The organism is Bacillus sp. FSL K6-2839 (assembly GCF_038003365.1).
Classification (GTDB): domain Bacteria; phylum Bacillota; class Bacilli; order Bacillales; family Bacillaceae; genus Bacillus.
On record NZ_JBBOOZ010000002.1, the window covers coordinates 589,406 to 603,017 of the forward strand.

The following is a 13,612-nucleotide window of genomic DNA, read 5'->3' on the forward strand; positions in this document are numbered from 1 at the left end:
AATTGAGAATGTTTATCAATCAATAAGAGATCAGGTGGTTTTATGGGAAATAACAATCAATTACGTACAATGGCAAATGCCGAACAATTCATCTATCGATTAACATATACTGAAAAAATAAATAATGCAGAGCTTCCGCATACGGAGCAACAGCTATCAGATACATTCTGCCTCCTCTTCAGCATAAGCGGCAGCGGTTTACTCACATTGAACGATCAAAAATGGCGATTGAAAAATCTGACACTCTATACGATCATGCCTGGGGAAACATTTATGTTGAAAACAGAGCCTTATCGAAAACACGAGCTCTATCTGTTTCGCTTTCAGCTCTACACACTGCAAGATCAAAACATAGGAGAAGTATCAACTGAACATGCCCGTTCTTTACTGAATGTATGGCAATTTATCGATATTAGCTCGATTGAACAAATTCATTCTTTACTGCCTGAAATGACAGAGGAATGGAAAAGACCTGAATCCATTAGCTTTTTTAGAAGCCAAACTCTTTTTCAACAGCTCATTATGCAGCTTTTCACACTGCATAAAGAAGATATTTGTGACACGGCACATGCCCTTTTCAAAACAAAACAATATATTGATCAACATTCCGAAGAACCCCTCAGCCTTACAAGTCTATCTCATATGGCTGGCATCAGCGCCAATCATTACAGTGAGCTATTTAAAAAGCATTTTGATGTGAGTGTCACTGATTATATCACCAAGAAAAGGATGGCAAGAGCCAAACAGTTAATGGCAAAAAGCAATGCAAAGCTCAAAGACATTGCACTGGAAATCGGCTATCAAGATCCCTATTACTTTAGCCGCATCTTTAAGAAAAAAACTGGCATGACCCCTTCTGCTTATATGAAAAGCCGTCAGCGGAAAATTGCAGCCTATGGTCATTCCATACTCGGTCAGCTCACACCAATTCATATCATCCCATATGCTGCCCCTCTTCATCCTAAATGGACAGCACATGATTTTGAGCATCATGCAGAAGAAATTCCGATTCACCTGAGTGCACATCGTATCAACGAGCACGCTGAAGCCAATTTACAGCAATTAAAGGAAACAAAACCTGAGCTGATCATTGCCAATGATCATGTGACAGAGGAAGAAAAACAAGTGTTGAAAACCATCTGTCCTGTTCACTTTGTTCCATTCACACAATTGAATTGGCGCGCTCAATTCAGACAAACAGCTATGTTCCTGAACGAAGCGAAGGAAGCAGAAGAATGGTTGCTTCATTACGAGGAAATCGTCATTCAAGCGAAAAAGGCATGCCTTGTTGATCATCCACCAAAAACCGTCCTGCCTCTTCGTATCTTTCAAGATCAGCTCTACTTGTCTGTAAATCGCACCATGTCAGAAGTGATTTTTTATGACATTGGTCTTCTGCCAGCTTTTCAGAATGATGGTCAGCTAATAGAAAAAAAAATCAGCATTCGCTCCATACAACAGCTAGACCCAGACGCCATCTTCCTCTTCTTGCATAAGGAGCCAAAAACCATTGCATTTTATCAAAAGTTAAAGCAACAGGAGGCTTGGCAAAATCTCAAGGCTGTGAGTCAACAAGCAGTCTATCCACTCGCTTCTGACCCTTGGCGTGAATACACAGCAGCCAGTCATCAACGAGTCATTCAGGACCTTTTATCTTTTTTTCCGTAAAAAGTCCATCATTTGATAGAGAATTGTCTATGGCTAAAAGGACGAAAGCCTAATACAATCTTTAATTGAGAACAATTATCAGTTAAAGGAGAAAACAAATGAAAAAATGGTTAGCATTGCTTACCCTTTGTATCATGACGATCACCACAGCAGCCTGTGGTGCTACAGAAAATAAACCTGCTTCAAACACAGCCAAAAGCAAGTCAGCTGAAGCAACAGAAACAAAAATCAATTACTTAGATCAAACGTACAAGCTCAAAACACCAGTGAAACGAATCGTCATTGCTGGAAGCCTAGAATCAATGGAAGATGCAAAATTACTTGGTATCCAACCTATTGGTGCTTCTACCGTAGGCGGCACATTCCCTGAATTATTTAAAGACATCACAGCGAAAACAGAAGGCATCGGTGAAAAAACAGAACCAAACCTAGAAAAAATCTTAAAACTAAAACCAGACGTGATACTCGGATCAACAAAGTTCCCGCCTGCAACAATTAAAAAACTGGATAAAGTCCAAACGACGATCCCAGTATCCCATGTCTCTTCTGACTGGGAAAGCAATCTTTTATTGCTCGGTACACTGACTGGAAAGAGTGAAGAAGCCAAAAACATCATTTCTGATTATCAGAAAGATCTCAAACAAGCGAAAGAAACCCTGAAAGACAAAAGCAACAACAAAACAGCTGTCATTTTGCGCATTAGACAGGGCGACCTGTACGTGTATCCTGAAGACGTATACTTCAACTCAACCTTATATGGGGACTTAGGATTTTCAGCACCAAGTGATATCAAAAAAGCCAAAGCACAAGCGATGATTTCGATGGAGCGCCTGGGCGAACTAAATCCTGACTATATTTTTGTTCAGTTCTCTAAAGCGGAAAACTCATCGAATCCAAACGCATTGAAGGACTTAGAGCAAAATAAAATTTGGACAAGCCTAAAAGCTGTGAAAAATGGGCACATCAATGCAAATGTCGTTGATCCTATGCTTCAAGGAGGAACAGCACTAAGCAAAACAACCTTCCTTGATAAAGCTGTCAAATGGTTAGAGAAAAACAACTAAAAAAAGAAGCGCCAATTTGCGCGATCAGATTGTTGACAAAGGGCTAAAATGATCTTTATTTTTAGCTCTTTGTCTTCTTTTCAGCGTAGTTGAAAACCTTGAGGAGAGAATACACATGAACGGAACGTTTCTATATGACGAGTTTAATGGGCGTCAGCTTGATATTTACCTTCCACAGGACACCTCTATTGATGTTCCAGCTGTCTTTGTACAAGATGGCTCTTCTTTGTTTAGAACACACCTGCTAGAGATCGAAAGAATGATCGAAGCCAATACCATCTCGCCAATCATCATTGTCGGCATACACCCCTTCAATCGACTTGATGAATATACACCATGGAAGGCGTCATCACTGCGTTCTGAGTTTCCTGACTTTAATGGCGAGGCACAGACGTATATGTCATTTTTAGCAAATGACTTGCTCCCTTATATCAAAAGAGAATATCCAGTCAAGCAGACCTGTCATCAACATAGTCACGTAGGTGCTTCATTAGGTGGACTATTTGCTATTTATACCCTATTGATGCACCCTGCCCTTTTTAAAAACATCGCATCTATCTCTGGGTCATTTTGGTATCAAGATTTTCTACCGTTTGCTAAACAACAAAGCATTCAGTGTGTGGAGCACCTTGTCTATTTATCTGTAGGCAGTGAAGAAGGTAAAGGCAAAACATCTGCTCAACAGCACATGCCTTTATTCAACAAACAACTACATGACCTTTTATTACAGAAAGGGATGCAGGATTGGCAGCTGCAATATCACATCGAACAAGGGGAGGGCCATCATCTGAAACAATTTCAAAAAAATTTCTTATCGGCCATAAAGTGGTTTTATAAAAGAGAACTCTAATTTTTTATCAACATGGTACAAAGCCGATATGATATATTGGAACGTATAGATTGAAAGAGGAGGGATTTGCTCATGAGACCTTTACAAATCTCAGCCGATACAGCACAAAAACTTGCGGCATCACTCAATGTACCCATTGAACAAATCATGCATATGCCGCAGCATATCTTAATCGCTAAACTAGCAGAACTTGAACAGAAGAAAGATCGTTCTTCTTAAAGAAATAAAGGAGTTTACATTCATGGAACAACATCTAGAACAATCAACATTACATCCTCGCAGTAAAGGACAAACCATCCTGCTGATTGCTGGGATTTTACTCATTGCATTTAATCTACGGCCTGCCATTACGTCCGTGGGGCCTCTCATCGGCGCCATTCGTTCCGATTTACAGCTTTCAAATGGACTTGCGGGTTTTCTCACAACATTACCACTGCTCTCATTCGCATTGCTTTCTCCAATTGCACCTAAAATCGGAAAACGTCTTGGCAATGAACGAACCCTTTGGCTTGGGCTTGCTGTCCTTTTATTTGGGATTGTGATTCGCTCGTTTGGCACGATCACCTTCTTAATGATTGGAACCGCGCTTGTCGGTGTCGGGATTGCAATATGTAATGTGCTCTTACCGGGGCTCGTGAAGCATAAATTTCCTGCACATGCTGGATTGATGACGAGCGTGTATACGACCTCGATGTCCGTCTTTGCGGCACTTGCATCAGGTATCAGTGTTCCACTCAGTCATACGATGCCTGGCGGCTGGAATACATCATTCCTCGTATGGGCTGGCCTTGCTCTTCTCGCGATGATGGTCTGGGCGCCACAGCTTCTTCATCAGAACACAGCGGCCGTCAAAAGCATTTCGCTCACAGAGCAGCCGATATGGCGTTCACGTGTCGCATGGCAGGTGACCTTTTTTATGGGGTTGCAGTCATTCCTTTTCTATAGCAGCATCGCCTGGTTTCCTGATATTTTAACATCACATGGAATGAACCTGTCGACAGCCGGCTGGATGCTGTCCATTATGCAGTTTGCTGGGCTGCCATCCACCTTTTTAACGCCTGTTTTTGCAGAAAAATTAAAAACACAAAGACCGCTTGTCTTCGGACTTGTCCTTGTGTATTTACTTGGCATGATCGGACTTCTTCTCGGAGGATCGACGCCTATTCTCGTGATCTCTGTTTTATTGATCGGTATTGGACAAGGTGCCAGCATCAGTCTGGCGCTCACATTTATCGGATTACGGACGACCAATATGGAGCAAGCCGCTGCCCTTTCCGGAATGGCGCAGTCTCTCGGTTATTTATTAGCCGCCGTTGGTCCGTTCATGATCGGTATCCTTTTTGATCTCACACATACATGGACGCCATCCATTATCATCTTTATCATCATCCTATTTTTCATGTTTTTATCCGGTATGCGAGCCGGACGAAGCGTCTATATTTCAGATCCATCATAAAAAAAGAACCCGCCTCCTCGTGAGACGGGTTCTTTTCTGCTTTATGCTTGTTCTGTCACATGAACCTTTAACGTTGCTTGTACCTCTGGATGAAGCTTCACCGGTACATTTGTGTAACCTAATGCACGGATGGCGTCATTCAGCTCGATTTTGCGCTTATCGAGTTTGATTTGATGATCTTTTTGCAATTTATCAGCGATTTGTTTGCTTGTAATCGATCCAAACAGACGACCGCCTTCACCTGATTTTGCAGTGAGCTCCACTGTTAACGCCTCAAGTGTCTCTTTTAGTTGCTTCGCTTGTTCAAGCTCTTGGATGGCATTCTTTTTCTCTTTGTTTTTCTGCCCTTCCAATGCGCTTAGGTTCGTTGGATTTGCTTCAACCGCTAACCCTTGTTTGATGAGAAAGTTGTGAGCGTATCCGTCAGCTACATTCTTGACTTCGCCTTTTTTCCCTTTGCCTTTTACGTCTTTTAGAAAGATGACTTTCATCTTTGAACCCCTCCTTCGAAATATTCATCAATGGCAGCTTTTAACTGCTCTACCGCTTCTTCAATGGTTATACCATACATTTGGGTGGCAGCGTTAGTCAAATGACCGCCGCCATCTAACGCTTCCATGATAATTTGGACGTTGATATCTCCTAATGATCTCGCACTAATGCACACCGTGTTGTCATCTCGTCTAGCGACAGCAAATGACGCTTCTACCTCACTCATTGACAACAGAGAATCAGCCGTCTGGGCAATCGTAATTTGATCATAATACTCCGAGCTGTCTGACGGCAATGAAGCAATCGCCACCTGATTTTGATACAAATCTGTATGCTGAATGAGTTTTGCCCGTTTGATGTAATGATCAACTGTCTCTTTTAGGAATTTTTGCACAAGGACAGGATCTGCCCCCTTCGCACGAAGATAGGATGCTGCATCAAACGTTCTTGATCCCGTTCTCAGCGAGAAACTCTTCGTATCCACGATGATCCCAGCGAGAAGCGCAGTAGCTTCAATCATGTTAATACGCAATTTCTTCGGCTGATACTCTAAAAGCTCTGTCACAAGCTCTGCTGTGGATGAAGCATACGGCTCCATATAGACAAGTAATGGATCACGGATAAACTCTTCGCCGCGTCTATGATGGTCAATGACCACGACATTTTCAATCTTATTGAGCAGTCGTTCTTCCATGACGAGAGACGGTTTATGTGTGTCCACGACCACAAGCAATGTATCATCCTCTGCAAGCTCCATGGCTTCCTCTGGGGTGATAAAACGTGACCAAAGATCTTCATAATTCTTAATCTCACTAATCAAGCGTTGAACACTGTCACCAATTTGGTTGGCATCAATGACAATATAGCCTTCTTTCCCATTGGCCTGGGCGACCTTTAAAATTCCAATCGATGCACCGATCGAGTCCATGTCTGGGAACTTATGCCCCATGATCATGACATTTCCGCTTTCAGATACAATTTCTTTTAAAGCATGAGAAATGACTCGTGCGCGTACACGTGTCCGTTTCTCCATTGGATTCGTTTTCCCGCCGTAGAATTTCACTTTTCCATTTGGCTGCTTAATGGCTACCTGATCCCCGCCTCGTCCGAGGGCAAGATCAAGACTCGACTGCGCAAGTGCCCCAAGCTCTTTTAAAGAAGGAACGGACGCTCCAATCCCGATACTCAGAGTAAGTGTCGCACTATGCGCCCCTGTTTTCTCACGGACCTCGTCTAAAATGGAGAACTTCGACGCTTCAAGCTCTGCTAAGATGCTCTCATTTAGAACCGCCATAAATCGTTCAGACGAAATTCGCTTCAGGAAAATGCCATATTCTTGTGCCCAATTGTTTAACAGCGACGTCACTTCACTATTAATGGTGCTGCGCACCTGATCATCAAGACCCTGCGTGACATCATCGTAATTGTCTAAAAAGATATAAGATAACACCGTTCGTTCATTTTCGTACTGTCTTTCAATCTGCACCTGTTCCGTGACATCAAAGAAATATAAAAGGCGCTCTGACCGTTTAATAATGACTTTGAATTTCCGGTCATTCAGCGTCACATTTTCTGTCTCGACCTCTTGTTTAATAAGAGGCACAACGGACTCGAATGTATCATACAAGGATCTGCCGACAAGCGTGCTTTCATGAAAGCACGAAGCGAGAAATGGATTTGTCCATTCGATATAATACTGGTCATTAAACAGCATAATACCAATTGGCATTTCCATTAATGCTTCTTCTCCAACCTTTTTGACTCGATAGGATAATGTTGAAATATATGAATCAATCTCTTTTTGCACTTGCGTATCTGCCCACTTTAAGAAGTAGAGCACACCTGCAAGAACGAAAAGACCAACCGCTCCTATGATCCAATTATAATAAAGGTTGAGGAGGACTGTGACCACCGCAAGGACAATCAAAGCGATGATCGGATACTTGATGACAGGTTTTCTATAGAAGCTTGGCACTGATATCAACTCCTCAACATTCAGAGTGAATTATTTGTTTTTTACTTTCTCTCTTAAATCAAAGCCTATGTCAGCAATCCCTATAATACGCACAATCACACCGACTGGCGGATAGAGAACCCCTAACACGATAGCGAAAATGGGCACCGCTTTTGAGATGCTTTTTTCGTGGCAATAATAGAAGATAAAGGAAAATCCCTGAATAAGCACCAGTATAAATAAAATTTGAAAAGCACTCGTTTGAACAAGCCATAAAAAGCTGCCTTTTTCCGTCTGAATCAGCATCAAAAGCAGTGTGAGTAAATAATACCATACCATGCTTTTTGGCAGCCGCATATCCTTAAATTTCTTCAAGACCGGCATGTCTTTGACAAACCGTTTGATCAGAGGCTGCACGAACCAGTGATTCACGAACGCCAGCAATGTGACACCAATTAACAGCGCTACAGGCAAAGCACTCAATGCAGCATCCTGCATCTCTCTGAACTGCTTCAGCTGCTTCGCAATGTTCTGCTCAGAAGCGCCGGATTGCTTTAAGACACTCTCTAACATCGGAATCATTTGTTCAACCGACTCTTTCGCGATACCCATGATATCGACTTGAAAAAGCTGAACACTGACAATAAAGGAGATAAGAAAACTGAATAAATAGATCAGCGCACCTGTAATGATGGCATTCCCAGGCTGCCTTCTGCTGTAGAAAACACCCATGCCTAATCCGGCAGCAATCAGAATTGGCGCACTCATGAGTCCAGCAAGAGACCCAATTAAAAAGCTGATCACTATCCCAATAGCGCCAGCAGCAATTCCTTTTTTCAAGCCGTGCCTGATTGTATAGAGGATAATCGGTATCGGAGCAGCTAGAAAGAAAATAATGGATAATAGCGGCACATACAAATAAAACAGCATCATGACAGAAAAAATACTGATCATGATAGCGCCCTCTACTAACGCTTTTGTTTGTTTCACACCTTCACCTCTATCCAATCCTTTTTCTATATCTTGCTCAATGTGTCCTTCTATGTATACGTACGATGTAAGCTACACCATGTCTTACCCCAACCTTTATTTTACCATAGCGGCAAATCGCAAGTAAAATGCAGGCTATCTTAGGAGAGTTTCACGTGGAACACCAATATAGATTCGTACATGCAACTTTTCAATCAGCATGTTACAATTTTTTAGATTATTCTTAGCTATAAACCCTGAATTCAAGGTCAAAAGCTGTTAGAATAGAAACATCATCAATAAATGTAAGAAGGAGAATTCACATGGGAAAAACACTCGTATTCGGACACAAAAACCCTGACACAGACACGATTTGCTCTGCTATCGCTTACGCTGATCTGAAAAACAAAATCGGCGTTCAGGCAGAAGCGGTCAGACTTGGAGAAATCAATGGAGAAACACAATACGCATTAGATTTCTTTAAACAAGAAGCACCTCGTTTCATTGAAACGGCTGCAAACGAAACAAAGCAAGTCATTCTTGTCGATCATAACGAATTCCAACAAAGTGTAAGCGATATTGATCAAGTACAAGTGACTGAGGTTATTGATCATCACCGTATTGCCAACTTTGAAACAAGTGAACCTCTTTACTATCGCGCTGAGCCTGTTGGCTGTACAGCAACAATCTTAAACAAAATGTACAAAGAGAACCAAGTGAAGATTGAAAAAGAAATCGCTGGTTTGCTTTTATCTGCAATCATTTCTGATTCCTTGCTATTCAAATCCCCAACATGCACACAGCAAGACATTGATGCTGCGCATGAGCTAGCTGAAATTGCAGGGGTAGATCCAGAAGTTTACGGCCTAGACATGCTGAAAGCTGGCGCTGACCTAAGCCAAAAAACGGTTCAAGAATTAATTACAATTGATGCAAAAGAATTTGCACTAGGCAATAGCAAAGTGGAAATTGCGCAAGTTAATACAGTAGATATCGCGGAAGTAACAGCAAGACAGGCTGACATTGAAGCGAAAATCAATGAAGTCATCGCAGCGAAAGGTCTTGATCTATTCGTTCTAGTGATCACAGACATCTTAGAAAATGACTCCCTTGCTCTTGCACTCGGTGCAGAAGCTGCAAAAGTAGAAAAAGCATTTAACGTCACACTTGAAAACAACACCGCTTTACTAAAAGGTGTTGTATCAAGAAAGAAACAAGTGGTACCTGCACTAACAGATGCACTTTCTTAATCAATACAACAAGACTGCTGACATGTTCAGCAGTCTTTTTTCTTCTTTTAATGAATGTACATATCGCTGACAAGAATATCCTTTAGCACACTTGTTGGAATCGTGAATTCAACTACACCCATGTAACCAGGTGCCACATCATATTCATTAAAGGAAATCACCAGTTTGCCTTTTGAATTGATATAGAAGCTTTGATCCGGCTTAATTTTCTTAAATGGATCCGCCATATCTTGCTTGCCAATCCAGTAAATCTTATTTGAATCCTCTTTCATTTGTTTCTTCATTTGATCTTTAATATTTTCACTAATGACATCTATATACCGGTCATCTTTAAACAAGCTTGGTAATGTAATCAGTACATGATTTTTCTTATCCACCGTATCATACGTCATTTCCTCTGCCGCAGAAGCTTGAGTCGTCACCTTGTATCGACCTAGTGAGAGAATTTGGTCATTGTTCGTTCTCACTTCATATCCGCTCTCTACACTTAAATGACCATTTTTATAACCCTTTGTTTCCTTTTCAAAATCTTGATACAGCTTTTTGTTTTCAGCTAAATATTTTTGATTCAGGCTGTCTTGTAATTTTCCGTCCCCAAGCCCTGAAACGTGTGGTGTTTTAAGGTCAATATTCGTTCCTTGATCGCTCTTTTTAAATTCTGTGAATGTCACGACTTTCACCAGCTCGCCAATGACAGGCACCTCTGAAATGGCTCTTGCCGCCTGTGGACTGACATTAACTGTCGTGACAAATAGAGCAGCCGCAGCAACAAGTCCGATGGTCCATTGCTGAAAATGAGGTTTTTTATTTTTTCGTTTCAATGTCCGTTCAACCATAGCATCATATTCCGGTGGAATAGGGATTTCTAAATATTCCTCTTTTAACTGTTCCAAATGCTTATCCATTTATATTTCCTCCTGCGATAATTCTACTTTTAAAAGCCGCAACGCCTTATATAATCTTGTTTTGATGGTGTTTTCGTTTTCTTCGAGAATATGGGCGATGTCCTCTAATTTTAAATCTTCAAAGAATCTCAAAATGATGATAACCCGGTACATCTCAGGCAAATCCTCTAGGGCTCGTCTGACATCTTGATCCTCATAGACATCTGACTCACCCTTTGACAAGAATTCGAGTGTGTCATCATCTGTCACTTGCACCCGCTTCTTCTTTCGTAAAAAGTCTAGGGCAGCGTTCACCACGATTTTATAAAACCAGCTATGCATCTTGGTCGCATCCTCTAATCGGTGAACAGATTTGAGTGCTTTATGAATCGCCTCTTGAACGACATCCATCGCATCCTCTGGGTTTTTGACATAACTATAGGACAATCGATAAAAACTGTGTTTATGCTCCATTACGTAATCAGCAAATTGATCCTCAATCTTTCGTTTCTTCATTTTACAAAGAGCTCCTTTATCTTAAATGCGCATCGGTTATTTCTTACAATGGATAGACGCGCGCCTTTGGAAAATAGTTTGCGCTCGGTTATTTTTTTAACATGTCATCCCATTTCCGTTTCTATACAAAAAGAGCGAACCAGACAGGTTCACTCTTTCAAAGCAGATATTGTTTGATGGACAAACTGTTTAAGTGGAGAAAGCGGATGAATGATCGGAACGCCTGTCTCCTCTTCCATCTGCTGTGCCGCATGGACCATCGATAGCTGCATCACGCAAATATCTCCGCTTTTTTTCATACATCTTCTAAGTTGCTTTTTGATTTGCTCCTCATAAGCCTGCATATCACCATTTAGGCAAAGGTGAAAGACATCCTCCATCACCATAACTTCTGCATCAATCTGTTTGCCGTGCTCTTTTGCATATGATTTAAGCCGCTTCATCGTCCCTTCCACTGTATCCGGGTTTGAAAACACAAGTTGAAGAGGCCCTTTTCCCTGACAAATCAGCTCAAATAACGGTTCATCGATCGGAACAATCGGTTGTTTAAAAAGATGCTGCTGATCTCCCAAAGCGGCAATGTATTGTGTACACGTGAGCAGAATGAGATCGGCTTCACCCTCTTGCATCAGCCTGTTGATAGCATAGGCTTGCTGCTTGTGTTGATCAAAAGTGGGATCTTGTGTAGCGCGTTCTATAAATGATGAATCGACCGTGTGATAAAGCGCAATATCGGTATCGCCAAAAACATTTTCTATATATGACTGATTGGACGGATGGGCGTGAAGGCAGTGTAATCGAATCATCAGGTTCGCTCCTCGTGAAAGTTTTCAATCATTATATCAATCCTTGTATGAAATAGGGAGCATGATGACCATATTGTTAGGGAAATATTGAAGGAGGGATTTAATTGAAAGAAGAACAACACCCTAAACCATCTTCAGAGTCAGAAGACACTTTAACAAATCGGCAAGGTCATCCCGTAACAGACAATCAAAATATGAGAACCGTTGGGAATAGAGGACCAACTACGCTTGAAAACTACGATTTCCTAGAGAAAATTAGTCATTTTGATCGTGAACGCATTCCTGAACGTGTCGTCCATGCGCGCGGGGCCGGAGCTCACGGTTATTTTGAAGCCTATGGCACATTCGGTGACGAACCCATTTCCACTTATACAAGGGCAAAATTATTTCAGGAAAAAGGAAAAAAGACACCTGTTTTCGTTCGTTTTTCTTCTGTGATTCACGGCGGTCATTCACCAGAAACATTGCGTGACCCTAGAGGATTTGCGATTAAATTTTATACAGAAGAAGGCAACTGGGATCTCGTGGGGAACAACCTCAAAATTTTCTTTATCCGAGATGCTTTGAAATTCCCTGATTTGGTTCATGCCTTTAAGCCTGATCCTGTCACCAACCGTCAAGACGGCGAGCGTATTTTTGACTTCGTCTCGCAATCACCTGAAGCGACGCATATGGTGACATTTCTCTTTTCACCATGGGGCATCCCCGCAACCTATCGGCACATGCAAGGCTCAGGTGTCCATGCCTACAAATGGGTGAACCATGAAGGAAAAGCAGTGCTGGTCAAATATCACTTTGAACCGAAGCAAGGCATTCGCAACCTGACGCAAGAACAAGCTCAAGCGATTCAAGGAGAAAACTTTAATCATGCCACACAGGATTTGTATGAAGCCATTGAGCAAGGAGATCATCCTGAATGGGAGGTATATGCGCAGATCATGGAAGATGATGCCCATCCTCACCTTGACTTTGACCCACTTGATCCGACAAAGCTTTGGTACAAGGATGACTATCCATGGAAACCGATTGGACGAATGGTGTTAAACAAAAATCCAGAAAATTATTTCGCAGAAGTCGAGCAGGTCGCCTTTGGGACTGGCGTTCTCGTAGACGGTTTGGATTTCTCAGATGATAAGTTGCTTCAAGGGCGCACCTTCTCCTATTCTGACACGCAGCGATATCGTGTGGGGCCAAACTATTTACAGCTGCCGATCAATGCACCGAAAAAGCATGTGGCCACGAATCAAAGAGATGGGCAAATGGAATACCATGTCGATCAAGGCAAAGAGCAAAACCCTCATGTGAATTATGAACCATCGATCCTCGGCGGATTAAAAGAAGCCAAGCAGGATGGAAAAGATCATACGCCTTTTGTAGAGGGTGACGTCAAACGAGAAGCCATTGACCGCCCGAACAACTTTGGCCAAGCCGGAGAAACGTATCGCCGCTTCAATGATTGGGAACGTGAGGAACTGATTAAGAACTTAATCAACACCCTTGCGACCTGTCAAAAGAACATTCAAGAGCAAATGATCGAAAACTTTACAAAGGCTGACCCTGATTACGGAAAGCGTGTCGCTGACGGCTTAAAAGCCTTCAAACAAGAACAGCCAAGCGGACCTATAGGCTCTACAGGCGCCGCACAAGCCGTAAACGAAGCGATTAACAACAGCACACCTTCAGATCCTTATTAAATAAAAAAG

13 protein-coding genes are annotated in these 13,612 nt (G+C 42.0%); 7 read left to right on the forward strand and 6 right to left on the reverse strand.

Annotated features, from left to right (window positions below; translation table 11 throughout):
* Positions 1-42: 42 nt before the first annotated feature.
* The 5 genes from MHH26_RS17075 (at position 43) to MHH26_RS17095 (ending at position 5,038) form a co-directional block, all read left to right on the forward strand.
* Entirely contained in the window at positions 43-1,668 is a 1,626-nt protein-coding gene (locus MHH26_RS17075) for an AraC family transcriptional regulator (protein WP_334750661.1), read from the forward strand.
* Between the two features lie 98 nt (positions 1,669-1,766).
* Complete coding sequence (locus MHH26_RS17080) at positions 1,767-2,732, forward strand: ABC transporter substrate-binding protein (RefSeq protein ID WP_034660636.1); 966 nt, start codon at positions 1,767-1,769, stop codon at positions 2,730-2,732.
* A gap of 115 nt (positions 2,733-2,847) precedes the next feature.
* Positions 2,848-3,582 (forward strand): alpha/beta hydrolase, encoded by a 735-nt coding sequence (locus MHH26_RS17085; RefSeq protein WP_060597691.1) that lies wholly within the window; start codon positions 2,848-2,850, stop codon positions 3,580-3,582.
* A 72-nt stretch (positions 3,583-3,654) separates the two neighbouring features.
* Complete coding sequence (locus tag MHH26_RS17090) at positions 3,655-3,801, forward strand: YycC family protein (protein ID WP_003214589.1); 147 nt, start codon at positions 3,655-3,657, stop codon at positions 3,799-3,801.
* 22 nt (positions 3,802-3,823) lie between these two features.
* Positions 3,824-5,038, forward strand: coding sequence for a CynX/NimT family MFS transporter (locus MHH26_RS17095; RefSeq protein ID WP_095286170.1), 1,215 nt, complete (start codon positions 3,824-3,826; stop codon positions 5,036-5,038).
* A 41-nt stretch (positions 5,039-5,079) separates the two neighbouring features.
* On the opposite strand, the gene rplI is transcribed toward MHH26_RS17095, so the two are convergent.
* The 3 genes from rplI to MHH26_RS17110 are packed head-to-tail and all read right to left on the reverse strand — an operon-like array spanning position 5,080 to position 8,474.
* A complete protein-coding gene (gene rplI / locus MHH26_RS17100; protein ID WP_034323903.1) occupies positions 5,080-5,529 on the reverse strand; it encodes a 50S ribosomal protein L9 in 450 nt (149 codons plus the stop codon).
* Positions 5,526-7,505, reverse strand: a complete 1,980-nt coding sequence (locus MHH26_RS17105) for a DHH family phosphoesterase (RefSeq protein ID WP_060597693.1) — start codon at positions 7,503-7,505, stop codon at positions 5,526-5,528. Before MHH26_RS17105 ends, rplI begins: the two co-directional genes overlap by 4 nt.
* Positions 7,506-7,535: 30 nt before the next feature.
* Positions 7,536-8,474 (reverse strand): YybS family protein, encoded by a 939-nt coding sequence (locus MHH26_RS17110; RefSeq protein WP_034660744.1) that lies wholly within the window; start codon positions 8,472-8,474, stop codon positions 7,536-7,538.
* A 302-nt stretch (positions 8,475-8,776) separates the two neighbouring features.
* Between MHH26_RS17110 and MHH26_RS17115 the strand changes: the two genes are divergently transcribed.
* Positions 8,777-9,703 (forward strand): manganese-dependent inorganic pyrophosphatase, encoded by a 927-nt coding sequence (locus tag MHH26_RS17115; protein WP_307500625.1) that lies wholly within the window; start codon positions 8,777-8,779, stop codon positions 9,701-9,703.
* Between the two features lie 47 nt (positions 9,704-9,750).
* Here MHH26_RS17115 and MHH26_RS17120 read toward each other — a convergent pair whose 3' ends face one another.
* The 3 genes from MHH26_RS17120 to MHH26_RS17130 form a co-directional block, all read right to left on the reverse strand.
* Positions 9,751-10,608 carry a DUF3298 and DUF4163 domain-containing protein gene (locus MHH26_RS17120; RefSeq protein ID WP_106036341.1) on the reverse strand — a complete coding sequence of 286 codons (858 nt, stop codon included), beginning with the start codon at positions 10,606-10,608 and terminating at the stop codon, positions 9,751-9,753.
* A complete protein-coding gene (locus tag MHH26_RS17125; protein ID WP_034660642.1) occupies positions 10,609-11,103 on the reverse strand; it encodes an RNA polymerase sigma factor in 495 nt (164 codons plus the stop codon). It abuts the gene before it with no gap.
* Positions 11,104-11,252: 149 nt separating this feature from the next.
* Positions 11,253-11,909, reverse strand: coding sequence for a hypothetical protein (locus MHH26_RS17130; RefSeq protein ID WP_307500626.1), 657 nt, complete (start codon positions 11,907-11,909; stop codon positions 11,253-11,255).
* 194 nt (positions 11,910-12,103) lie between these two features.
* Between MHH26_RS17130 and katX the strand changes: the two genes are divergently transcribed.
* Positions 12,104-13,603: a catalase KatX gene (katX, locus tag MHH26_RS17135; protein ID WP_370876327.1), complete on the forward strand. Its 1,500-nt coding sequence runs from the start codon at positions 12,104-12,106 to the stop codon at positions 13,601-13,603.
* Positions 13,604-13,612 lie beyond the last annotated feature (9 nt).